The following is a 22,947-nucleotide window of genomic DNA, read 5'->3' as shown; positions in this document are numbered from 1 at the left end:
AGAAGGATGTTTATTCTGCTGCTTCTGCTAGAGCGACAGAAACATGCACTTTCCCATTGGCACGACGCTGGAAGCGCACATGGCCATCAACAAGGGAGAAGAGGGTGTGGTCACGGCCCATACCAACATTCTCACCAGCGCAGACCTTTGTGCCACGCTGACGGATGATGATGTTCCCAGCGACAACGCTTTGACCACCAAATTTCTTTACACCAAGACGGCGACCTTCACTGTCGCGTCCGTTACGGCTGGAACCGCCTGCTTTTTTTTGTGCCATGACGAGGTCTCCTTAAAAGGATAATCAGATTAGGAAGCGTTGATTCCGGTGACGCGCAGCACAGTAACATGCTGACGGTGACCATTTTTACGACGGCTGTTCTGGCGACGACGCTTCTTGAAGATGATCACCTTTGGCAGACGATCTTGAGCAACAACCTCAGCGGTTACGCTCGCGCCATTAACGGTTGGAGCCCCAACCGTTACACCTTGCTCACCACCGACCATAAGAACGTCGGAGAAGGTAACAGTCTGGCCGGCTTCCGTGTCCAGCTTCTCGACCTTGAGGATGGTGTCTTTAGCGACGCGATACTGCTTCCCGCCTGTGCGGATGACTGCAAACATGCAAAACTCTCTATCAATTCTGTCGTAGCCTAGGCCTTGGAACTAGAATGCTACAAAGGCCCGCTCGCTTTTTGTCGTTGGCTCTCCTGCTCGCAGCCGCAGCGGGGAACAAAAGAGAACGCCGTCTCTCTACCGATTTTATGGGATTGTCGTCAACTAAAAACCATCGCACGTAAGTTTTTCTGCCATTTTTTCGGATAAGAAGGGGGAGGTGATGATGGTCGGTTATGAGAGTAATTTTCGTTTAGCCTCTTGCAATAACAATAAAACCTGTCCATAAGCCGCTTTATCGACGCAGGCTTTTCTGCAGTAGCTCTCATAGCTGGCAGATTAAGCTCTTCGGGAGAGGTGCCAGAGTGGTCGATTGGGGCGGTCTCGAAAACCGTTGTGCGTGCAAGCGTACCGTGGGTTCGAATCCCACTCTCTCCGCCATGAACTTATCGAGAATTAGGCGACAGTCGACTCGTTGGATGCCGAGGGTGCTTTCAGTTAGGCCGTTCTGCATATTCTTCGAGGATGAGAGCTTTTGGCCAACCTCCATAATTACTAAAAAATTTGGTCACTAAGGTGTGTGTAGTGTAACTTCTCTTGTAGAAGCCGTGGGTTAAGCAGGGCTTAAGCGTACTCTGAAAGAGGTTTATTCGCTTCTGAGTGTTTGTAGGTTATAACGAAATGAACGACAATTCATTACATACTATATCATTGCGCCTTGTAATAAAACGGTAGTGTATTGTTGTGGCAGAAAAATTATGGCATGAATTGACTGCGTTTTGCAGTCTGTGGAGAAACTCGTAAAGTGCAATGCTTGCGGTATATTGCTTTAACGGGCTGTTTGACAGTTTTTCTGACAGCATGTGTAAAGCCGTATAATGGGGTGTCATCATCTGGTTCGGTGTTGGTCACACAGGGCCAGATGGTGCAGACAGAGCAGCAAGATCGCGTTGCTCGTTTTCGTCGGCTTGCGGCCGAAAATAACGTGACGAGCCCAACCGTAACGGAGATGCTGTTACCTGGTGGCTCTGTGGCTTCCATACAGGGCCCTGTGCCCGTTGTCCGGGTAGTGTTTCCGGAGAAAGCATTTTTTTCTTTCGATAGCGCAACGCCATTACCGACATCATCACGCATTTTGGACATTATTGCAGACAATATGAAGCATGATGTGCCTGATGCAGCTCTAACGGTACTCGGGCATACGGATGCCGTTGGTGACGATGCTTACAATATTGATTTATCGCGCCGGCGGGCGCAGGCTGTGATGGATGCTTTGGTAGCGCGTGGTGTTCCAGCAAGTCAATTAACGGAAGTTGCCATTGGTAAACGACAGCCTATTGCGCCTAATGATACTCCAGAGGGGCGGGCATTGAACCGACGCGTTGAGTTTCTTGTGTCACCTGCAATGTCGGCAAATTTGGCGGTTGTTCAGCAGGTACCAGTAACAGAAAATTATCTTCGACTCACTAACGTAGATGATGCTCATGCGGTGACACCTCCTTCCGATAATGCTTCAACCATGGATTACGCCATGGTCTACGGCGAGAAACCAACTTCTGGGGCCAGTGGTGTGAAAGATGGTGAGACAAGTCTGGCCCCTATGGGGACATTAAAACTTAGTCCGACCTCTCAAACGTTCGTTGGGGCGAATGGCCTAGAGGGTAATCGTGCAGCGATGACGCAGGCGGAACCTGTCCATTCTGTTTCAAAGGCGCCTGTCCCATCCGTTCATCTTGCACCTGTTAGCGGGGTAAAACTCCAAAAGCTGGGCGCGTCCAATATCATCTATTAATGGAAGAACAGAATGTCTGTATCAAACGAAACCGACAATAAGGACGGCCCAGTTGATCTCAATCAGGCCTTCCGAGATGCTATGGGGTTCACGCTGGGGCGTGCGCGTGCCGTCTCTGCCTCAATTGACACTCTCCGCAGCCAAGCTGAGGAAGAAATTGCTTTTGGTCATATCAATATTGATGAGAATGGCATCACAAGTGGCATGCGTCTCACGATTATTGAGCCCGAGCAAGAGGTCAGAGCGGAATGGCGTCATCTTAAAAGTCGCTTCGAAACGGCGATGCAACCTTATATGGCGGATATTACCGCCATTGATGATCTCCGCCAGCAAGTGAACAAGATTAAAGCCAAGCGTGATCAGCAACTTAAAGGGATTGAATTAGAGCTTACGCAGGACCCAAGATTTATCAATGTAGACGAAAATTATAGTCGTTCCAAAAACCGTTATGATGACTTCCGTAACAAGCATTCTAACCGTGACGCCCAGATGTTTGCTAAAAAGAAAATATATTGGGTTGTGTTGGCACTTGTTTTGTTAACGGAATGTTTTGTGAACTACCATGCCTTTAATGCCTTCTGGGGCGTTCCAGCTGTGGCGTTAGGCACGACGATTATTCTTGGTGTTTTGTTGGCGTTGGCAGCTCACCAACATGGTGAGCTTTTCAAACAATGGTCCTACCGATTTGCGCCCTCTAAATCCCCTGGGGAACGAGCGGGAAGTTGGCGCATGTTTGCTCTGTCTTCAGCTGCTCTCGCCATTGTCTTGTGTTTTACGGGATGGGCCCGTTGGGCGGCTGCCCTAGAGGCCATGCACAATCAGGGCGGAGGAGACAGTATTTTAGGTAATGTTGGCGTGGTGCAAGTCAACCCGGCGCGCGATGTCTTTATCAGCCTTATTGCCAATTTAGGGGCTTGGATGGTCGGCGTTATTATCTCCTATGTCGGTCATGATAGTGATCCAGATTATATGGACATCACGAAGCAATATCATATACACCGTAAGGCATGGGAGAAGATGCAGGCTGTCATGAAAGCGCGTCGCCAGCACGTTGTAGCGACAGCAGATAAGGAAATAGAAGAGAAAGAGCGCGCCGCTGAAACGCGTTCCAAGGCCGTTAAGCCGCAACTCAATATGCTCCGCCAAGTGGCTATCTACCAGCAAGCGATCGAAGCAGAAATCAAGGCTGTGACGGATGCGAATGTGGCCACGTACAAAGATGTTCTTTTAAATGCTGTGAATAACGGTAAGGCTAAACTCTACTTGGTACAGGGAACGGCAACGCGTCCGGTATCACCCACCGATTATTATCGAATGACTGTAAAACCGGCTCCAGTTGCTTAACTTACCTCTAAGGGACTTCATGATGACTAGAAATCTTTTCTCCGGTGCGGCCTTGGCTGTGTTGTCATTTCTTTTTGCACAAAGTGCTCATGCTGAAGGAATGTTCGGCACTGGAACAACTTTAGATGCCTCTTATTGCAAGTTGGATGCTCCTAGGCAGACTGTTGTTTATGTTGATGACATGGATATTGTTCGTGGCAAAGTTGAATGGGCGAGAACGATCCAGCAGAAACTTCAACAAACACTCATGCCAGGAGAGCGCACAACTGTCGTAGAGTTATCTCCAGCAAATGGGCAGAGCAAAGAAATCTGGAGTGGCTGTTGGCCAGGAGTGACACAGCAGCAAGCCGCAAACATGGCTAACGAACATCATTTTTTCTCTGGAGATCCAATGTCTGCTCTTAAAGAGCAAAAAGGCTTTTTTATGAGAGACTTTGGGGCCGCTGTGACCGTGATATACAAAACAGGTGCGCGTCCAGCTGAAGATGTTGCCATTAATTTGAGCAATCCACCAAAGAAATCCGTTATTCGATCTTTGGCCTCTGACGGTGCTCGCTATTCCAACGAGCATGGCACCATTCGCGCTATTCTCTATTCTGACATGGCAGAAAATAGTGAGCTTGGGTCCGTTTATAAGAGCGTTCCCAATAAGGTTGATGTTGGGAGTGACCTCGGGGTGAGCCTTCATCGGAGCATTTTTTATGCATTTGGTGTGGGCTCCTTTATTAAGGATGATGGGCAAACGGGCGATAACATTCGCAAATTTTGGAGAGCAGGTTTTGCCTCAATGGGGGCGAATGTTGCCGGTATGGGGTTCGATCTGAATGTGCCGAATGCTGTGCCTGAGGGTGGTGTGGCCTATGAAGTGACACTTAAAGATGCAGGCCATGACCTTCATGGTCGGATGTCTATTCTTATGGATCATGATGGCCGCCTCGTTGATAGTTGGATTGGCATTACGCGGCTGCACTCCGTCCTGCTTAATGGTTATTGGCGCTGCATTGTTGAGACGAAGCAATGTGAGCTTTCGGCTACAACTGCGGGGCCCCTTGTTACAGATAGCAAATCGGAGAATCTGCTTCTGAAGCGTTCTAATGAAGGTTCAAGTCTCAGCGGTGGGATTGAGGTCCTTCATGGGACTATTGGTGTTCCAGGTTCTGGCATCAATTTGCCAGTGACGGCAGAGCTGACCAAAGAAGACTAAATTGTTACCGAGAGTCGTTGCTGCCAACGTTTTTACCGGGATGATTTGATGGTTTATCCACGGCTTTTGTTTATGTCGTGGGTATTCCCCTTATCATTACGTCCCTAGGCTGTACGGACCGGCATTATCATTCACCTGAGGAACAAGTTCAGAATGTATGTCATGCTTTGGTCCTAAAACACTTTCTGGTGGCTTGATTGGTGTATTAGGAAGTTGCCGCCGGTGGTGCAGCTATCGGCGCTAGTGCTGGCGTTTTTGTCGGGCTGCTGGGAGGGAATGATTACTGACCAATCGAATGGATAAACAAGATTGACGTCAGGCCCAGCTTGCTCTCCAGGGAAAGCGTGACAAGGCTGTTGGTCAAACTGTTGCATGGGAAAAGCCGTCAACGGGGAGTTTTGGTTCTTATACGCCTTTGATGGCTGAGGAGCCTAATCTAATTGGTCTGCGTTGTGGTGGAAATAAGTGAAGAATCCATAGAAGTTTGGTCTAAAGCTGACTTAGGGTTTGTGCTCTATGATTTCTTGTTAGTGGTGCATATACGGCTCGCCATGCGTTTTTGAGAGACAGTATAAGCTGTATTACGGAAGCATATTGAAGCTAACGTGTTAGATTATACGTATTCGGTCGATATGTGCGGGCGTGCCTCCGCGCTAAGCATTCCTCTTATCTAAATTTCGACGAATATCTTGCACAAAACGAGAATGACGTACGCCAAAGAAAAAGGTTTTTAAGAGCCATGATGCGGGAGGACGACAAGGGCGCATCACTTGCACAAAGAGAATATATCGTTCCTCGTTTGTATTATTCCAAACCTCATGATTATACGTGTCATCGAAGAGAAGAATGTCACCTTCTTTCCATGGGAGTTTATGGAGGTGAGAGCCTTCTTCGAGCTGTATCCAGCAATTATCTCTGTCTTGTGGTGTTTTTAATGACAAGTGGCAATTGAGCATTCCCTTCGTCATACCTCGATGGCGTGGGATGTGGCCACCTGGCTCTATGACGGAAAAACTAGCGGTACAGACGTCAGGGATTTGATCAATGAGCGATGAGGTCATGGGAGCGCGTTGTCGATTTTCTTCGCGTTTATATCCATAGCCTTCAAGGAAAAAAGATTTCCAGCGTCGGTCTGCGGCAATTCGTCCGTGGTCAGGTGAGATTTCACCTAGAGAAGGAATATCTTCCGCTCTGATATTAAGTGCTTCTTCACGAATTAATGTCCAATTATTTTGGAGTAACCGTGTCCATGGTAGTATCGATGGGTCAAAAATAGCCTGATCCTGTATAAAAGAATGCTTCATAATGTATCGATCAAGCGCGTCTCTTATTTTTTTTGTTCTGTGATAAATCGTTTTTTTCTTTGGGTCACCGCTGGATATATTTGAAGCAATTTTTTTCAGTGAAGAGAGCATACTTCAAAATATCCTCATGATGTGAAGAATTTTTTAATCTTTTCTTTTTTGTAAATCATGTCAAGGATCATTTTGTAGAATGATTCAGGGATTGGTGCGGGATGATATGAATCATGTTTCTCAGCGATCAGCACATTGAAAAGTCACTTACAAAGTTTCTATGCTGCTTTGAGGGGAGGATGGTGTTTTTCTCCCGTAAAGAGCTTCTTTTCATCAAGGAAGTTTTCATTGGTTTCTAAAGTGTACGCAATAACAACTAGATATGTTATGGCGCGTGTAATCTCTAGGCGTGTGATGATATCTTCTTCTTGTGTATCAATAACACGGAGGCGGCGTATGGCCGCGCGAGAGACGCGTGCGGCGCGACCATGACGATGGGTGGACATTTCAATATATTGTAGGACAAGTACGATAGGGCGACGTGCGCTCTCGGGTAAGTATTCTCGATCCATAACAGACCGAAGCCGAATAATGTTCAAACCAAGTGTTAGAGTGGCTAGAGTGCCTTGAATGGCGGCTTCGACAGCGGGTGTTTTTTCAGGGCCTGAATGGCGTAGAATTCGAGCAAAACGATCCGTGCTATGGCCAATCCAAGCGCTTATTTGTGGAACATGGCTGGGGCTCGCCAGAGAGCGAAGCTCCTTAAGCATGAGACGGCGGAGACGAAAACGTTCATCGCGGCTGTTAAAGGGCAGGATACTGCGGAACACCATGACGCTCAACGTCGTGCCTAAAACAATGGCCAAGTTGTTATTATAAAAGGTCATCTCATTCATGACATGATGGTTTTGTAAGCCGAGCATTGCTGGCATTAAAAGCCCATAGGCAGAAGCCCCACCAGCTGTTGAAGGGTTTGCTCTGGCGAGCCCGCCAAGCATCATAGCACCTCCAAGAACAATCACGAGAGGTTCGTACGTTTTGATCATGGGAATGAGTATAAAGACAAGAACCCAAGCAACGCCTACGGAAGCAAGCGTTCCCTTTAGAAAGTTGGTCGTTCCTAAGACGGGATTTTCTTGTGTTGCATAGAGAGCGCAGACCAAGGACGTGAATTCAACAAAGGCGAAACCTTGGGGCCATGCTGTAATTTCATAAATGAGTGCAGCAATGAGAACGGCTAAAATGCCGCGAATACCATTATTGATAGCAAGGCGCGTATCACGATGAGCACGTCGCCTGAAGGTGAAATGGTCACCACGAATGGAATGAGTACTGGCTTGGTATTCCGAGATCGCTTGTTCTAAATCCCCCAGCAATTCACCCAATGAGACGAAGAGAATACGCTCATCAAGCTCTGAGCGGGTGATATAAGCCTCCTCGCGCGCCGTAACATCATCCACTTCTTCAGGGGTAAGTTGGGAAGGTTTATTGATGTCTGTTACTTGTTGAAGGCGGTGCGGAGCAGCATATTGTCGGCAAATATCCCGAAGATGTTGAAGCTCTGCTAGAAGGTCTGGAACCGTGTTTTCCTGAGAAAGCCTCTGGGGAAGATCATGAAGAAAAGTGACAATTTCGTCAGAAGCTGTTTGATAATCTGGATGATGATGCGTCAGGAGTTGAAGGCGTGTTGCCATTCCAAAACCGCGAGAGAGTAGAGCAGAAACCGCGGAGAGGGCTGCGCGCGCATGATCTCCTTCGCGGCCATGGGCGCCCATTTCCACCTCAGCAAATTCAATTTGGTCATTAATTTTTAGGATTGTATCAAATTGGTTGCGTGCGGCTGTTAAAGCTTCGTGTCGTCGTCCGAGAATATTGGCGAGGGTTTGCGATACGAGAAGCAAGCCGGATTCTAATTTGCGGCGAAGCTGTAGATGAGCGGCACGTTCTTGATTAAAGGCGAAGAGGAAACCAACAAAGCTCTCGCATAAAACGCCAAGCAGAATGTAAGTGCCACGCGAGACAGCAAGCATGAAAACGCGATTGCCATCGGGGGCTGCAGACATACAAATGATTGTGCATGTATAGCCAGCCAGAACCATGGCATAAGAGCGGAAGTTACTCACAAAAGTGGCTAGCCCACAGCAAAGACCAATCCATAACGCGATGAGTGGGAAAAATAGCCACGGCGCTTGCGGGCAAATTCCCATAAAACTAATAGCTGCGCAGGCACCGATGAATGTTCCAACAATACGCCAACGTGCTTTAGACAGACTTTCCCCACGTGATAGCTGGGCGACTGACCATACGGTCATAGCGGACCAGGCAGGACTATCAAGTTCCATCCAAAAGGCGATGCCTAATGCGAGGCATGCGGCAACTGTGGTACGAAGTGCAAAGATGAAAGCTGCAGGTGATGGAGCGTACAGCCAAGCAAGAAAGGGTCTCTTCCCACTGAGCGATGGAGCAGGGGCTGCTTTTGTTTGCATGGTACGGTCCGTCATAACTTTGGGGAACCCTACTCTTCTTTCGATCGTTAGGCGAGAGCTGAGAGAGCCAAATTAAGATCTGAGATAAATTTTTTAATCTCTTGTTGGCGAAGTTTCTCGTCAGGTTGCCGCAAAAGGGAGGAAGGATGCACAGTGATCAAGCCTGTACTTCCATCGGGAAGTGAGAAAAGCTGAGAACGTTCCCTCATGACGCGCACTGTACGCCCCAGAATAGCGCTTGCTCCTGTTGCACCAAGCATAACAGTTACTTTTGGTCGGAGCAGACGTCGCTCTGCTGCAAGCCACGGAGAACATGCCTGGATATGTGGGGTATCAGGTTTTTGATGAATACGGCGTCCATTGCGGGGGGTAAATCTAAAATGTTTGACGGCGTTGCTCACCCAGTAATGATGCCGCTCGCCACCCGCTTCGCGTAGAGCGTCATTAAATAATTGCCCTGCAGGCCCAACAAAAGGACGACCTTGCCGGTCCTCTTGGTCTCCTGGTTGCTCTCCAACAAATAGGAGGGAGGATGAAGGATTTCCCTCACCGAAAACAGTTCGGGAGGCATGTTGGCATAGAGAACATAACGTACAGTCCGCGGCATAGGCGCGTAGCGTCTCTAAAGAAGGGGCACGTTGAATAAGGTGTGGTAGTGGATGAAGTTTGAGGGGTAAAATGGTGTCCCAATAAGGGTGATTATGGGTTGGGACTGTGTGTTGACGCGCATAGGTGAGGAGTTGTTGGTCGTCACTAATGATGTCCGGGTCTTCTGGGGATAGGCCAAAACGTAATTGATGATTTTCGTAGAGATATAGGCGACCTGGGGTTTGAATGAGCCAAGGCCAGGGGCGGAGCGCACGAAGAGCGTGAGCTTGGCTATCGAGGAGAGAGCTTGGGACTTGAAGTCGATGGATAGTCATTTCAGGGTAAAGCGATGGCGGTAATGTTTGACGTAATGCCATCGCTTCTTGGCGTGTTTGTAGAGCCAATGTTTTTAATGGTGTGAGACTAGGATCATCTTTTGGCAATTGGGGATGGTCACGAAGTTTTTCTAGTAAATCATAGAGTAAAGAAAAGCGTTGTGGATGACCGGAAACGAAAATGGCCGAAATTAGATCTCTGAAATAAGGAGAGAGTGTTAATGAGGCTTCTGATTGTGGAAGGGTATGCTTCTCGGGAATATGAAAATGCGGTTGAGTTGGAATATTCCAAACAATCTCACGAGAAGGAACATGCTGATGTAATAACGAACGTGTCCATGCTCGCCATCCAATGAAATCACTTTCCGTTGCGAGAGAGACTCGGGTCATAATGATGACTACCTGCATATTAAAAGGATTATACTATTATAAAAGTACATTTATCGTGAGCTATTGCATATCGGAAGGAGCAATTCCTATATCACAACGATGGTGGTGACTTGAGAAGGTAATTTCATGATGGACCATACAACTATTGATGACCAAGCGAACATCAGAGAACGAGAACACGAAGAGCTGCTCAAATTGACGACAGAGATTACGATAGCCAAAGTTGCAGGCTCTTTTGTCGAGATTGATGCCTTACCAGGCTTAATTCGAAGCATATATATGGCGCTAGCGGGTCAATCTGGGTCGGTAAGTGGCCGGGGTGATGGGGAGGCGTCAGCGCGTCCACAACCAGCGGTGCCCATTAAGAAGTCTGTCTATCCAGATTATATTGTCTGTCTGGAGGATGGGAAGAAGCTCAAAATGCTGAAGCGTCATCTCCAGAGCAATTATGGATTATCTCCAGAGCAATATCGCGAAAAATGGGGCTTGCCGGATGATTACCCCTTAGTGGCTCCTAATTATGCAGAGCGGCGGTCTGTTTTGGCGCGTCACATTGGGTTAGGCCGCAATATTGGTTCTGCTTCTGATGGACGCCGTAGTGATGAAGATGGGCAGGACGAAAAAAGTTAACAAAGAGTTTTTGTTTCATAAGTATGAATAATATTTGGTTATCATTGTCTTTTTATTGGGTGATTATGCGTCCTATTGCTTGATTTTTTGTGCGTTATTGTTGCAGTATTGGGATTGATAAATCCCAATCTCAAGGAAGTGGCTTATGACGAGGTCTGAATTCGTTGCCTTGTTAAGTGCTCTTTTTACTGATCGGCAGCAGCACGAAGTTGATGCTGCCGTGCACACAATCTTCCAGCATCTGGCACAAGAGCTCGGTAAGGGAAAGCGTGTGGAGTTGCGTGGTTTAGGGAGTTTCGGCACACGCCAACACACGGCACATGTGGGGAGGAACCCGCGCACGGGAGAGGCTGTAAAAGTAGGGGAGAAATATGTTCCTTACTTCCGTGCGGGGAAAGAACTAAAAGAGCGGGTCAATCGCCGGAACCATGGAATGAATCAGCACTGTGTGTCGGAACTTCCTTCCCTGTCCGAGCCGCATTGAGCTCTTCCAACAAGAAATCACGGAAGACAGATATTCTTTTAGAGCTGCGTAATTCCTCAGGATAAACGAAAAACGCTTCTGCAAGCGGGCTATGAACTTCTGGGAGAATATTGACGAGATTAGGGTGTGCCGATGCCGTGTAGAAGGGAAGGGTACCGATGCCATTTCCTGTGGCGATCGCCATTCCAATAGCCGCTACGTTATTAACCGAAAGGCTGATATTAGGATGAAGAATGACCTTCTCTTTGACGAGACGGTCAATCAACCAGTTGATGTTAGGGAGTGGGAGATGCCATCCCGCAAAGCCGATGATATTGTGTTTAGCGAGATCTTTGAGGGTTTTTGGTGTCCCATGTTTTTCCAGATACCCTTGGCTCGCATAGATAGGCATGTGGAAACTGGCGAGATGTCGCTGAATAAGATCTGGCTGAGTGGGGGCGTGCAGGCGGATTGCGACGTCAGCCTCTCTCATACTGAGGTCAAGGTCGGAATCATCCAATAGAAGAGAGACGTTAACGTTAGGGTGGCGTTCCATAAAACGATGTAAACGCGGCGCCAACCACGATAGGCCAAATCCTGTCGTTGTCGTAACGGTTATTTTCCCGGCTGCTTTTTCCCGGTTTTCACTCAAAAAGGCCTGTGTCAAAGCCAGTTTTGAGAAGACTTCTTTTGCTGTGTGATGGAGAACCTCTCCTTGTTCTGTAAGGATGAGGCCTCTGGCATGGCGATGGAAGAGAGGAACGCCTAGAACTTCCTCAAGAGCTGAAATTTGTCGAGAGACAGCAGACTGGCTGAGATTGAGTCGATCACCAGCGTGAGTAAAGGAACCTGCTTCAGCAACAGTATGAAAGATACGGAGTTTATCCCAGTCCATGTTTTGGTTCCCGTGCAGCCTTTCAACATAGTCATGGTTGGAAATGCTCATTTTGTCCCATGCGCCATGTATCCGAAATTACGGCGAAAATCCCCGAAATGGCGCACAGGGTCAAGTGTGCTTTGTTACGATAATGCGATTCTAACGGAAAAGTTAATGTGAATTATTTGTCATGAACACGTTCAGCTAGATAACGTTCCGCTTCTAAGGCGGCCATACAACCGGTGCCAGCCGCTGTGACGGCCTGTCGGTAAATCTTGTCTTGAATATCACCAGCGGCAAAAACGCCAGGAACGGATGTTCGTGCCGTACCAGGTGGGGTTATGATATAACCTTCTTCATCGCAGGCTACTTCGTGACGAAATGGTCCAACGTTAGGGCTATGGCCGATCGCAATAAACACACCATCAACGGGGAGATGTTGCTTTACAGCAGGATCACGTGGGTCATGTAGATCCAGTCCTGTTACGACGCTCGGTGTGCCTTCTCCACGAATTTCACGGACTTCTCTGTTCCAATGGACTTTAATTTTTGGGTGTGCATGGAGGCGTTTTTGAAGGATACGTTCTGCTTTTAAGCTATCTCTACGATGAATGAGATGCACGTTATCGGCATGATGCGTGAGGTACAAAGCCTCTTCTACGGCGGTATTCCCACCGCCAACAACGGCGACATCTTTTCCACGATAGAAAAAGCCATCACAGGTTGCGCATGCTGAAACACCGCTGCCTTGGTAATGTTGTTCTGATGGGAGATTGAGCCATTTTGCTTGCGCTCCTGTTGCAATGACGACCGTGCGGGCTCGGTAAGCATCGCCCGAATCTCCTGTCAGATGAAAATAACCCTCGTGATCAGGACCATTTTTGAGAGACGCTTTAGAAATTAAATCAAATTGAAAACGCGTCCCGACATGTTCTGCTTGGAGGCGCATTTGCTCCATAAGCCACGGCCCCTGCACGGGTTTGGCAAAGCCGGGGAAATTTTCAATCTCATCTGTAATGGTAAGCTGTCCGCCAGGTTGCATTCCCGTCACGAGAAGCGGGTCTAAACCGGCGCGTGCGGCATAGATGGCCGCGGTATAACCAGCAGGTCCAGCACCAACAATGAGTATATCTGTAATATGTGTCTCTGACATAGGGATCCCGATAATAGAGTTATGAGGCGAAATAGGGGCCGGGGAGAGCCCCTTCTATGAGCGGAAGATGGTGATAGTGAGAATGAACCACAAGGAGGGTTCTTTGCATGAAGCAAGGGTAATCGTATAAGGCTTAAATCTTCTTGAAAGTTTCTTCCTTAGCTCATTGAGAAAGTCCCTCATTATCCCATGATACTTGCAGACTTGGATAGCATAGATCGTCGTATTTTGGCTGAATTACAGCAGGATGGCCGTATGACGAATGTGGAATTGGCTAAGCGTGTGGGCATTTCAGCGCCACCTTGTTTACGGCGCGTGCGTCGTTTGGAAGAGCTTGGAGTTATCCAGGGCTATCATGCGGATATTGACGCTGTAGTTTTGGGGTGGGCGATCAGTTTTTTCGTTTTAGTGGGGTTGGATAGTCAAAAGGGAAGCGTTTTGGAAGCCTTTGAGGCTTTAGTCGGTACATGGCCAGAAACACGCGAATGCCACATGATCCGCGGAGGGGAGGATTTTCTACTCCGTTTGGTGGCGCGTGATTCAGACCATCAAAACCGGTTAACGCGTCAGCTTATCGAAGTGATGAATGTTGTACGTGTGCAGACATTTCAGACGATTAGGACCAGTTGTCAGCGTTCTGGAGTTCCGTTGTAGTTTTCATGAGGCGGGTCATTGGTGCGCCTCTTCTTGGCTATGTGCTTGCGGGATTAGTCGGGTTTCGTTTGGTTTTAGCGGCGCTTTTACCGCTTTCCCCTGATGAAGCTTATTATTGGATGTGGTCGCAGCATCTTCAAACGAGTTACATGGATCACCCCTTCATGGTGGCTCTGTGGATTCGGTTGGGTACGGTTTTATTTGGGGACGTTCCCTTTGGTGTCCGTTTTTGTGGTGTCTTAGCGTCTTTAGGAGCTTCTTTAGCTCTTTATGGGGCTGCGCGGCGTTTATGGCCTCAGGATACGTCCATCGCAGAACGTTCTGTCTATTTGTTAAATGTAACGCTCATGTTCGGTTTAGGCATGGTTGTTACGACCCCCGATACACCTCTTATGTTTTTCGTTGCTGTGAGCCTATGGGCTTTTGCGGCAGCCTTAACGGCACAACCTAAGAAAAAATCTCTTTTATGGTGGGGGGGCACAGGCCTTTCCCTGGGCTGCGCTGGGGATTCAAAATATACGGCTTTTCTATTGGGCGTAGGGCTTGCAGGTTTTGTTCTTACCTCTTCGCGTCGACTGTGGCGTCAACCTGGTCCTTGGGTTGGATTAGTCATCGCTATGGGGGCGACATTTCCAGTATGGTGGTGGAATGCGCATCATCATTGGGTGAGTTTTCTGAAGCAAGGAGGGCGTGCGGGGGATTGGCATCCTGAGCGTGCCGGACAGTTTTTGGGAGAATTAATCGGGGGACAAATTGGTCTAGCAACACCAGTCGTTTTTCTGTGTGGTGTTGTGGGGTTGTGGCAAGCCCGAAGGAAAAGCCCATTACTCTTATGGCTTTCATTGCCCGCTTGTTGTCTTTTCCTTGTGCATGCTTGCGGGGATAGGGTCCAAGCAAATTGGCCGAGTGTTATTTATCCCGTTTTTGCGCTTGCGGGTGGTTTGTCAGGATTCTACTGGCGAACAGCTATTGCGAGTGGCGCGGCGCTCAGTCTGACAATTTGTGGGCAAGCCGCTTGGCGCCCTGTGCCATTGTCAGCTCATTGGGACCCGATATTACGTCAAACAGCAGGATGGGATTCTTTTGCGGAGGGTGTGCGTCACCTCGCTGAAAAGGACTCTACGCATATCATTGCTGTTGAGGATTATGCACTAGCGTCTATTCTGTCATTCCACTTACATCGGTCAGAGAGTACTGTCCGTGTTATTGGGGAAGATCAACGCTGGGTTTATTTGCAGAAATTACCAAGGCTCACTATTCCCCAGCCCGCGCTATGCCTTGAAGAAGAGCGTAAGCAATCGACAGAGGGGAGTCTCATCATCTGGCGTATGACAGAGCATGGCCGGAAAGTGCGTGCTTACCGTATTTATACATGCCACGCCGTTGGTGCTGTGCTTTCAGATACACAAAGATAGAGACGAAAAAACCGCCTCAAGGGCGGTTCCTTCGCATTTGCCATCCGTAAAACGGAAGGAAGGCTTCTTAGAAGCCTTCACGCTCTAGGCGCTTACGCTCCATTTTGCGAGCGCGGCGAACAGCCTCAGCAACCTCGCGAGCACGACGCTCAGAAGGCTTTTCAAAATGACGGCGAAGCTTCATTTCGCGAAACACGCCTTCACGTTGCATCTTTTTTTTGAGCGCTTTAAGCGCCTGGTCAACATTATTGTCACGAACGAGAACCTGCACGGTGTCGTCATCTCCTTTAGGGGTCTATGATCCCTTCGAGGGATGTTGGAACATCCACCCGAAATTTGGGATCAAATCCGTATTTCGGTGTTGGTCGGCCTAACATACTCTCATTGCGGAAACAATAGTATCTCGAGCAACTCTGTTGAGCTGAGTTGGTATAGAAGTAGGAAATCAAGGTGATGACGTTACGTGCAACGCCATTAAAGGGGTCAGCGGCAGAGGCGCAGCTCTATCTACGAGAGGAGTCGATGCGCCAATCATTTGAAGCGTTTTTGCTTGCATCTCGTCGGTTACATGAAGTTTGTAGGCCGCTTTTGGAAGAATATGGCTTGGGGGCAGCCCATCATAGGATTCTTTTTTTTGTAGGCTCGCATGAGCATATCACGCCAACACGTCTTTTGGAGCGTTTAGGAGTGACGAAGCAGTCTTTGGGACGTGCTTTGAATGATTTGAAGCAAGAAGGGCTGTTAGAGCAAGAGAAAGATGCGTTTGATAGGCGGCGAAAGCCACTGCATTTAACCTCAAAAGGACGTGATGTTGAGGCGAAGCTTTTTGCACAGATTCGCGAAGCGCTCTCCTTTTCCTATCGACAGGTGGATGGACACGGAGTGGAGAGTTTTCGTCACGTGCTCAGAGGGATCATGCAGTTCGGATCATACGAATCATCAACGTGACGAATATCGTAATAGGGTCATCTTTTAGAAAATCATTAGGTGATGGCATTGAAAGCCATCAAGGCATAGTGTTACCGACACCACCATTACCGGTTCCGCTGCCTTGACCCATTCCCATGCCGCCGCCGCCGCCAACGCCGCCCATACCATTACCACCGTTAAGACCACCGAACGTGCTGCCCATGCTGCTCATAGGGTTATAGCGTCCGACATTTCCCAAAAGTTCTTGGATAACAGAGATCTGCGTTCCTGGTGTTGGTGTGACAGCGTTCACCATTCGGACGGGGATGGCGTCATGACGGCCAAGAACAGTCTTCTTCCGCAAAACGCCATTATTATCAAAATTGAGGACAAGCACGTTTTGCGTCGCGACAGCAGGATGAGAGAGAGGGACAAGATCCTTCGTCATGGAAATATAGATCCATGTGTTATCGTTGAATGTCGAGTGTGTGGTCGGGGATCCTAAAATGCCGAGGGTATCGGACTGAGTGCTCGTATTCGGAATGAGTTGGCTGTAATCTTCTTTTTCAATAAGCGCTCCGCGCGGGATAGGCGCAGCACAGCCGCTGAGAAAAATAATTCCTCCAGCCAGTAACCCGACCCAACGCGAGCGGGGTACAGAAAGACAGCGTGTGGCAGTCAGAAAACGAGAATATCTTCTCAGAGGCGTGGCGGAGGATACGCTAGTCATGAAGGCGTGCTGTCCTGATGGTACTGTATGTTCAGAGGGAGCATTAATTGTTTTCCGGTGCCTTAGTGTCACGCTTATGTCAATCTTTTTCATTAAGAATCGCCCTGGTATGGGTCTCCGTTAGAGAGATTTATAGGTCATTTTTAGGGGTTGTTAGAGGGAGAGTGAGTGATGTCATCTAAGAAAGAACCGGTGTCTCAAACGCATGCTGTTGCACCAGAATTTTCTCATCGTGTGTCGGTTTCCACGATCGGGCGTTCTTTAGAGAGGCGGGTTGAAGCGAATGAATCAGAACGTGAGGCGCTGTGCCGTCGTTTTGGGTTGGTTCGTCTAGATCGGTTGGTATGCAGCTTTGATCTAACGAAAGGGACAGGTAGGGCGATTCAAGCTAGAGGATTTCTTGAAGCACAAGCAACTCAAGCCTGCGTCATTACGGCAGAGCCTGTTGATGAAATCATTTCGGAAGCTTTTCAGCTACGATTTGTCCGGCAAGAAGATATGCCTGCTGACGATGATATTGATCTTGATGCTCTGTTAGCGGAAGAAGCAGATGATGTGCCCTATGATGGCTTGGCGGTAGATTTAGGCGAAGCGGCCTCTGAGCAGCTGGCACTGGCGCTTAATCCTTATCCACGACGTGCTGGGGTTGGGTTGGAAGAATTTGTCGAGGTGACACCATCGGAGGAGGAAGAGGCAAAAATTCCCCGAGATGGTAAGCCAAACCCATTTGCAACTTTGGCCCAATTGAAAGAAAAAAAGGACAAACAGTAGAAAGCCTTCTTTTCCTTTGCTAAAGGGAAGGACGAAATTGATGCGTGGGTGGTAATAAGCTTGCAGATTAACGGTCTGTCTGCTAGAGCCCCCCGCCTGAGCACCGTGTTTTGAAGCGGTGGTGTTGTATAAACTGATCCTGGCTTTCGGCGGCGTATTTAAGAGGCGGCGTTGCAAGCTAGATACGTTGAACCAGTAAGAGGCAGAAAACCATGGCCGTCCCTAAAAGAAAGACCACGCCGTCCCGTCGCGGTATGCGCCGTAGCCATCATGCTTTACGTGTTGAGGCACATGCAGAATGCGCTAATTGTGGTGAAGTAAAACGTCCGCATCACATCTGCAGCCATTGCGGCCATTATGATGGGCGTGAGGTTATCAGCGCGGAAGGTAAAGTTCTTAAGACGGCTGTCCGTTCCTAAGATACTTTTCTGCCCCACACTCCCGGGGGCCTTCCCGGGGGGAGTGTAGCAGGATAATGTTTATTCTAGGCTATATGTAAATCTGGGGGCCGCATTCATGACAGAGACGTCTGCCGTTGCATCGGGGGATGGCGTCAAGGAAGTGGGAGGAACATCTTCTCTCCCATATACTCTGGCTGTTGATGCTATGGGTGGCGATAAGGCTCCTGAGATCGTATTAGCAGGTCTAGAAATGACGGCGATCCGGCATCCTGATGTCCGGATTTTGCTTGTGGGCGATGAGACTGTTCTTGAGCCAGCCTTAAAACGTTTCCCAAAAGCTGAGGGGATATGCACAATCCGTCATGCGGCGGAAAGCATCCCTATGGACATGAAGCCTACAGCGGCGTTGCGTGTACGTGAATCATCCATGCGTTTATGCATGCAGGCTGTAGCCTCAGGTGAGGCACGTGGTGTTGTGTCTGCTGGCAATAGTGGTGCCATGCTTGCCTTGGCAAAGATTGTTGTCAAAGTTCTTCCCGGTATTTCGCGTCCCGCTATGGCGGCTGTTCAGCCGTCAGCACGTGGAGATGTGGTTATGCTCGACCTAGGGGCGAATATCGTTTGTGACGTGCGTAATCTCGTAGAGTTTTCCGTTATGGGAGAAGCTTTTGCTCAGGCAGCGCTCGGTTTGAAAAGCCCGACTATTGGCTTGTTGAATGTAGGTTCTGAAGAGCTAAAAGGGGATGAGCGCTTGCGGCAGGCAGCTGAGGCGTTGCGTGGAAGTGTTTTGGGAAAACAATTCTCCGGGTTTGTCGAAGGGCATGACATTACAGCCGGCGTTGTCGATGTTGTTGTGACGGACGGTTTTACAGGGAATGTTGCTTTAAAAACAGGCGAAGGCGCATTGAAACTCGCTTTTGGTCTTTTGAAGAGTGTTTTTAAGACGAATTGGTTGACAAAAATTGGTTATCTCCTTGTGAAGCCAGGGTTGGATCGTATGCGTGAGTGGATCGATCCTCGGCGTTATAATGGGGCTGTCTTTGTCGGCTTAAATGGTGTCGTTGTGAAATCACATGGTGGAGCCGATGCTGAGGGGTTTGCGTCAGCCGTTGATGTTGCCGTTGATGCTGTTTTGAATAATCTTAACGCGAAAATTCGTCATCGATTGGATCAGGTAGGTATGTTGGGCTCTGCTGCCGACCCGAAGGAGTAGGAGTAAGTATGCAATCGGTGGTACAGCAGACTGTGCAATCAGGTGAATGGAGAAGTCGTTTAACCGGAGTCGGTGGCGCTCTTCCTAAAAATGTTATTACCAATGAAGAGCTAGCCGAGAGATTAGAGACGTCAGACGAGTGGATACGCACGCGCACGGGTATTGCTCAGCGTCACATTGCTGGCGAGGGCGAGAGCGCTGTTTCTCTCGCGACAGAGGCTGCACGCCAAGCATTAGAACATGCCAACGTATCAAGTGCGGATGTTGATGCCATCATTGTCGCGACATCGACGCCAGACCAGGTTTTCCCCTCTGTTGCTGTGCGTGTTCAGGCCGCTTTAGGGATAGAGCAGGGTTTTGGCTTTGATGTCAGTGCTGCCTGCTCTGGTTTTATTTATGCGCTTTCGACAGCTGATGCGATGATACGTAGCCGGCAGGTAAGCCGTGTGCTTGTTATTGGTGTTGAAGTTTTTTCCCGTCTTTTAGATTGGGAGGATCGTTCCACATGTGTGCTGTTTGGCGATGGTGCAGGAGCGGTCTTGCTCGAGGGGGGAGAAACACAGCACGAGGGTATTTTATCAACCCATTTGCATGCTGACGGACGTTTGGGTGATTTGCTCTATGTCGATGGGGCTGTCGGATGTGCTTCTGGCAAAGTTGCCTTAAAGATGCATGGGCGAGAAGTGTTCCGGCATGCGGTCGTACGCTTAGCTGCGGCTGTCGATGAGGCTCTTGAAGCAAATGGCCTGAAGGGCAGTGACGTGCAGTGGCTGGTTCCTCATCAGGCAAACTTAAGAATTATCGACGGGATGGCAAAGCGTCTTGCTCTACCGCCTGAGAGAGTTGTGGTGACTGTAGATCGCCACGCGAATACGTCAGCCGCATCGATTCCTTTGGCGCTTTGTGAAGCCGTGCATGATCAGCGTATAAAAAAGGGTGACCTCGTTCTCATGGAAGCTCTAGGCGGCGGCTTGACGTGGGGATCTGCTCTTATTCGTCTCTAAGATTTCTTGACTGTTTCTACTGGCGTGATACGCCTAAGGAATGGGTACAATTACGCGCGCAGATTTGGTAGAGCTCTTACAGAAAGAAAATGGTTTTTCTCGCCAAGAGGCCGTGGACTTTCTGGAGCAGATGCTTGAGTTGTTTATTCAAACACTTGAGCGGGAAGATAGCCTGAAGTTGAGTGGCTTCGGAACGTTTGGTGTGCGTAGTAAAGCGACACGGGTGGGGAGAAATCCCCTTACGGGGGAGGAGGCGTTGATTTCGGCGCGGTGTGTTCCTTTTTTCCGGCCTTCACGCTTTCTGCGTGAAGAGGTGAATCGTAAACGAAAAGAAAAAGGAACGTCGGCATGACTGTTGCTCCGCAAACAGTTACTCTTTCCTCTGTTGCTGAAGAGTTAGGGATTCCACCGTATCGTCTGCGGTCCTGGGAGAATTTGTATCCTGCTTTTCAGTCTCATGTAGGGGCTGATGGGCAGCGGTTTTATAATATTGACGATGTCGCGATCATTCGTCGTATTTCTGAGATTTTATATCGCGAAGGCCGGAAAAGCCATGAGGTTATGACGGTTCTTCGGGAGGAAAATCTTGTTAAACAGGCCTCGTCATCTCCAGCGGAAGAGAGACGGGATGAAGGAAAAGAGCGTGAGCTCGAAGAGCGCCTTCTAGCATTGCAAGAAGAAAATACGCGGCTTCAAGAAGAAGAAAAGGCAAGTCGTGTTGCTGCTGAGAAAGCAGAACAGCAACGCCACTCTTTGCAAAAAGAACTGTCAGATACGGTTGCTGTATTGGGTCAAGAAAATGCGCGTTTACAAGAAAAGATAAATAATGCAGCGCAGGAAGCCGTATCAGTAAAACAGCTAGAAGAAGCAAATACTCAGTTACGCGCTAAACTTTCTTCTTATGAGAAGAAGGATCAAGAAAATAAAGATCGCGAAGAATATATCAACGAGATAGAATCGGAAAATGTTCGCCTTCAGGAGCGTGCTGAAGCGTATGATTCTTTGCAGCAGCGTTATCGTGAGTTGGAAGCTAGGCAGTCAGAGCAACGCCAGGCTTTGGAGCGTGCCCAAGAGGAACGTCAGCATTTTGAAGAAGCCAAGAAACAGGTTGCAACGTTAGAGGGCGAGCTCGAGACATTGCGGGCTCTCAAAGAAGAGCATAGTACGCTGCGTGCGGAGCATGAGGAGCTTAAGGCCAAGCAGGCGGAAGATGATGAGTTACTCACACAACTCTTGAAGGTAGAAGAGGATAATGCCCGTTTAAAAGAGCGTGCTGAAGCGTATGATGCTCTTCAACAACGTTATCGTGAGTTAGAAGCTGAGCAGTCAGAGCAACGCGAGGCTTTAGAGCGTGCCCAAGAGGAGCGGCAACGTTTTGAGGAGTCCAAGAAACAGGTTGCAAGGTTAGAGAGCAAGCTTGAGACGTTGCGGGCTCTCAAAGAAGAGCATAGTGCGCTGTGTGCGAAGCATGAAGAGCTTAAGGCAAGGCAGACGGAAGATGATGAGTTACTTACTCATTTATTGACGGTGGAAGAGGATAATGCGCGTTTGAAGGAACGTGCTGAGGCGTATGATGCTCTTCAACAACGTTATCGTGAGTTAGAAGCTGAGCAGTCAGAGCAACGCGAGGCTTTAGAACATGCTCAAGAGGAACATCAGCATTTTGAAGAATCTAAGAAACGTGTTGCGACGTTAGAGGGAGAGCTTGAAACGTTGCGGGCCCTCAAAGAAGAGCATGGTATGCTGCGTGCGGAGCATGAGGAGCTTAAAGCCAAGCAGGTGCAGAGCAATAGCGAGGCGTTGGATCTTCAAGAAGCCTTGAAAGAACGTCAGGTGCAGGTCGAAAAACTTCCTTTGTTGGAAGAGGAACTGTCAGAGCTACGCAAAACGTTAGAGAAGACAAAGCAAGAGTATTCCGCTCGTGAAGAGGATTTGCGCCAGAAGCTCGAAGGACTTCATAAAGAAAAAGATCTTTCGGAAGAAAAACTTGTACATCTGACGCAGACAGATGATGCGTTTAAGAAGTTAGAGGCAGAGCATTCTTCACTCCAAGAAGAGCTTAAGAATGCTCAGAAGGAGCAGGAAGTGGCGCGTGAAGTGCGTGCGCGCTTGGATAGAGTGGAGGGCGAGCGAGTTCAGTTTTTAGAAAAACTGGAAGAGGCCGTTGTATCGCTACAAAAACTGGAAGAGGATAACCAACGGCTGCATCAGGCGCTCGGAAAAGCCGAAGAAGAGCAGCGAGATGCCGAATCATTGCGTGTGCGTCTGACAGCTTTGGAAAAAGAAAAAGCTCATTTACAAGAGCAATATAATGTAGCGCATGAAGAGCGTTTGCACGCTCGCGAGTTGCGTGGACAATTTGCTGCTATGGAGGAAGATAAGCTTCGTTTGCAGCAAGAGTTACAACAGGCGTTAGGTCACGAAAAAGAAGCAGCGCAAACGAAGACGGAGCTTTCTCATTTACGTGAAGGAGCGCGTGCTTTGTTAGCGGATATAAAAGAACTACGTAACGCTTTAACTCAGTAAAAGAAAGTGTGTCTCAGCCCATTGCAGGGAAGGGCTGAGACTGCTAAAGAGCTTCACACCGTAGGACGGGCAGTAGCGCAGCCTGGTAGCGCATCAGTCTGGGGGACTGGGGGTCGTGGGTTCGAATCCCGCCTGCCCGACCAGTCCTACGGTTA

At 48.7% G+C, this 22,947-nt stretch carries 23 protein-coding genes and 2 tRNA genes; 16 read left to right on the top strand and 9 right to left on the bottom strand.

All coding sequences use genetic code 11. The annotated features are described in order from the left end of the window. Positions 1-10 precede the first annotated feature (10 nt). Both rpmA and rplU read right to left on the bottom strand, forming a co-directional pair. On the bottom strand, positions 11-277 hold the full coding sequence (gene rpmA / locus GS501_RS06240) for a 50S ribosomal protein L27 (protein WP_160830993.1): 267 nt from the start codon (positions 275-277) through the stop codon (positions 11-13). Between the two features lie 29 nt (positions 278-306). After that, complete coding sequence (rplU, locus tag GS501_RS06235; protein ID WP_160830992.1) at positions 307-621, bottom strand: 50S ribosomal protein L21; 315 nt, start codon at positions 619-621, stop codon at positions 307-309. Positions 622-963: 342 nt separating this feature from the next. On the opposite strand from rplU, the gene GS501_RS06230 reads away from it, so the two are divergent. The 4 genes from GS501_RS06230 (at position 964) to GS501_RS06215 (ending at position 4,952) form a co-directional block, all read left to right on the top strand. After that, positions 964-1,053 (top strand) — tRNA-Ser (locus GS501_RS06230). Between the two features lie 400 nt (positions 1,054-1,453). After that, positions 1,454-2,404 carry an OmpA family protein gene (locus GS501_RS06225; protein WP_237442445.1) on the top strand — a complete coding sequence of 317 codons (951 nt, stop codon included), beginning with the start codon at positions 1,454-1,456 and terminating at the stop codon, positions 2,402-2,404. Positions 2,405-2,416: 12 nt separating this feature from the next. Beyond that, on the top strand, positions 2,417-3,748 hold the full coding sequence (locus tag GS501_RS06220) for a hypothetical protein (protein ID WP_160830990.1): 1,332 nt from the start codon (positions 2,417-2,419) through the stop codon (positions 3,746-3,748). Between the two features lie 19 nt (positions 3,749-3,767). Beyond that, positions 3,768-4,952, top strand: coding sequence for a hypothetical protein (locus tag GS501_RS06215; RefSeq protein ID WP_160830989.1), 1,185 nt, complete (start codon positions 3,768-3,770; stop codon positions 4,950-4,952). Between the two features lie 653 nt (positions 4,953-5,605). On the opposite strand, the gene GS501_RS06210 is transcribed toward GS501_RS06215, so the two are convergent. From GS501_RS06210 to GS501_RS06200, 3 genes are all read right to left on the bottom strand, one after another. Beyond that, positions 5,606-6,256: an aspartyl/asparaginyl beta-hydroxylase domain-containing protein gene (locus tag GS501_RS06210; RefSeq protein WP_237442444.1), complete on the bottom strand. Its 651-nt coding sequence runs from the start codon at positions 6,254-6,256 to the stop codon at positions 5,606-5,608. Between the two features lie 269 nt (positions 6,257-6,525). Then, positions 6,526-8,733 carry an FUSC family protein gene (locus tag GS501_RS06205; protein WP_237442458.1) on the bottom strand — a complete coding sequence of 736 codons (2,208 nt, stop codon included), beginning with the start codon at positions 8,731-8,733 and terminating at the stop codon, positions 6,526-6,528. 47 nt (positions 8,734-8,780) lie between these two features. Next, the gene (locus GS501_RS06200) at positions 8,781-10,046 is read right to left on the bottom strand and encodes a UdgX family uracil-DNA binding protein (RefSeq protein ID WP_160830986.1); all 1,266 of its coding nucleotides are present in this window, start codon (positions 10,044-10,046) and stop codon (positions 8,781-8,783) included. Positions 10,047-10,175: 129 nt separating this feature from the next. On the opposite strand from GS501_RS06200, the gene GS501_RS06195 reads away from it, so the two are divergent. Together GS501_RS06195 and GS501_RS06190 are read left to right on the top strand one after the other, a co-directional pair. Then, on the top strand, positions 10,176-10,676 hold the full coding sequence (locus tag GS501_RS06195; protein WP_160831114.1) for a MucR family transcriptional regulator: 501 nt from the start codon (positions 10,176-10,178) through the stop codon (positions 10,674-10,676). A gap of 145 nt (positions 10,677-10,821) precedes the next feature. Continuing rightward, positions 10,822-11,160, top strand: a complete 339-nt coding sequence (locus tag GS501_RS06190; RefSeq protein ID WP_160830985.1) for an HU family DNA-binding protein — start codon at positions 10,822-10,824, stop codon at positions 11,158-11,160. On the opposite strand, the gene GS501_RS06185 is transcribed toward GS501_RS06190, so the two are convergent. Further along, entirely contained in the window at positions 11,090-12,034 is a 945-nt protein-coding gene (locus tag GS501_RS06185; protein ID WP_160831113.1) for a LysR family transcriptional regulator, read from the bottom strand. The genes GS501_RS06190 and GS501_RS06185 overlap by 71 nt on opposite strands. A gap of 163 nt (positions 12,035-12,197) precedes the next feature. Further along, positions 12,198-13,169, bottom strand: a complete 972-nt coding sequence (trxB, locus tag GS501_RS06180) for a thioredoxin-disulfide reductase (protein ID WP_160830984.1) — start codon at positions 13,167-13,169, stop codon at positions 12,198-12,200. 189 nt (positions 13,170-13,358) lie between these two features. Between trxB and GS501_RS06175 the strand changes: the two genes are divergently transcribed. Both GS501_RS06175 and GS501_RS06170 read left to right on the top strand, forming a co-directional pair. After that, a complete protein-coding gene (locus GS501_RS06175) occupies positions 13,359-13,823 on the top strand; it encodes an Lrp/AsnC family transcriptional regulator (RefSeq protein ID WP_160830983.1) in 465 nt (154 codons plus the stop codon). Positions 13,824-13,828: 5 nt separating this feature from the next. After that, the gene (locus GS501_RS06170) at positions 13,829-15,238 is read left to right on the top strand and encodes a glycosyltransferase family 39 protein (protein ID WP_160830982.1); all 1,410 of its coding nucleotides are present in this window, start codon (positions 13,829-13,831) and stop codon (positions 15,236-15,238) included. A gap of 67 nt (positions 15,239-15,305) precedes the next feature. Here the strand turns inward: GS501_RS06170 and rpsU are convergent, their stop codons facing one another. Continuing rightward, positions 15,306-15,509: a 30S ribosomal protein S21 gene (gene rpsU, locus GS501_RS06165; RefSeq protein WP_026294133.1), complete on the bottom strand. Its 204-nt coding sequence runs from the start codon at positions 15,507-15,509 to the stop codon at positions 15,306-15,308. A 182-nt stretch (positions 15,510-15,691) separates the two neighbouring features. Here rpsU and GS501_RS06160 point away from each other — a divergent pair, with 182 nt between their 5' ends. Beyond that, positions 15,692-16,186 (top strand): MarR family winged helix-turn-helix transcriptional regulator, encoded by a 495-nt coding sequence (locus tag GS501_RS06160; RefSeq protein ID WP_160831112.1) that lies wholly within the window; start codon positions 15,692-15,694, stop codon positions 16,184-16,186. A gap of 58 nt (positions 16,187-16,244) precedes the next feature. On the opposite strand, the gene GS501_RS06155 is transcribed toward GS501_RS06160, so the two are convergent. Then, the gene (locus tag GS501_RS06155; protein WP_160830981.1) at positions 16,245-16,877 is read right to left on the bottom strand and encodes an outer membrane protein assembly factor BamE; all 633 of its coding nucleotides are present in this window, start codon (positions 16,875-16,877) and stop codon (positions 16,245-16,247) included. Between the two features lie 171 nt (positions 16,878-17,048). On the opposite strand from GS501_RS06155, the gene GS501_RS06150 reads away from it, so the two are divergent. The 7 genes from GS501_RS06150 to GS501_RS06120 all read left to right on the top strand — a co-directional run bounded on the left by GS501_RS06150 (position 17,049) and on the right by GS501_RS06120 (position 22,935). Continuing rightward, positions 17,049-17,648, top strand: a complete 600-nt coding sequence (locus GS501_RS06150) for a DUF177 domain-containing protein (RefSeq protein ID WP_160830980.1) — start codon at positions 17,049-17,051, stop codon at positions 17,646-17,648. A 212-nt stretch (positions 17,649-17,860) separates the two neighbouring features. Further along, positions 17,861-18,067, top strand: a complete 207-nt coding sequence (gene rpmF, locus GS501_RS06145) for a 50S ribosomal protein L32 (RefSeq protein ID WP_160830979.1) — start codon at positions 17,861-17,863, stop codon at positions 18,065-18,067. Between the two features lie 97 nt (positions 18,068-18,164). Continuing rightward, positions 18,165-19,262: a phosphate acyltransferase PlsX gene (gene plsX, locus GS501_RS06140; protein ID WP_160830978.1), complete on the top strand. Its 1,098-nt coding sequence runs from the start codon at positions 18,165-18,167 to the stop codon at positions 19,260-19,262. Positions 19,263-19,270: 8 nt separating this feature from the next. Continuing rightward, complete coding sequence (locus GS501_RS06135; RefSeq protein ID WP_160830977.1) at positions 19,271-20,266, top strand: beta-ketoacyl-ACP synthase III; 996 nt, start codon at positions 19,271-19,273, stop codon at positions 20,264-20,266. A 40-nt stretch (positions 20,267-20,306) separates the two neighbouring features. After that, positions 20,307-20,618 carry an integration host factor subunit alpha gene (locus tag GS501_RS06130; protein ID WP_160830976.1) on the top strand — a complete coding sequence of 104 codons (312 nt, stop codon included), beginning with the start codon at positions 20,307-20,309 and terminating at the stop codon, positions 20,616-20,618. Beyond that, positions 20,615-22,792, top strand: coding sequence for a MerR family transcriptional regulator (locus GS501_RS06125; RefSeq protein WP_160830975.1), 2,178 nt, complete (start codon positions 20,615-20,617; stop codon positions 22,790-22,792). Before GS501_RS06130 ends, GS501_RS06125 begins: the two co-directional genes overlap by 4 nt. 66 nt (positions 22,793-22,858) lie before the next feature. Continuing rightward, positions 22,859-22,935: transfer RNA gene (locus GS501_RS06120), tRNA-Pro, on the top strand. Positions 22,936-22,947 lie beyond the last annotated feature (12 nt).

The organism is Saccharibacter sp. 17.LH.SD (assembly GCF_009834805.1).
Lineage (GTDB): Bacteria > Pseudomonadota > Alphaproteobacteria > Acetobacterales > Acetobacteraceae > Saccharibacter.
The sequence above is the reverse complement of the archived record's forward strand: the minus strand, read 5'-3'. Positions and strand labels throughout refer to the sequence as shown.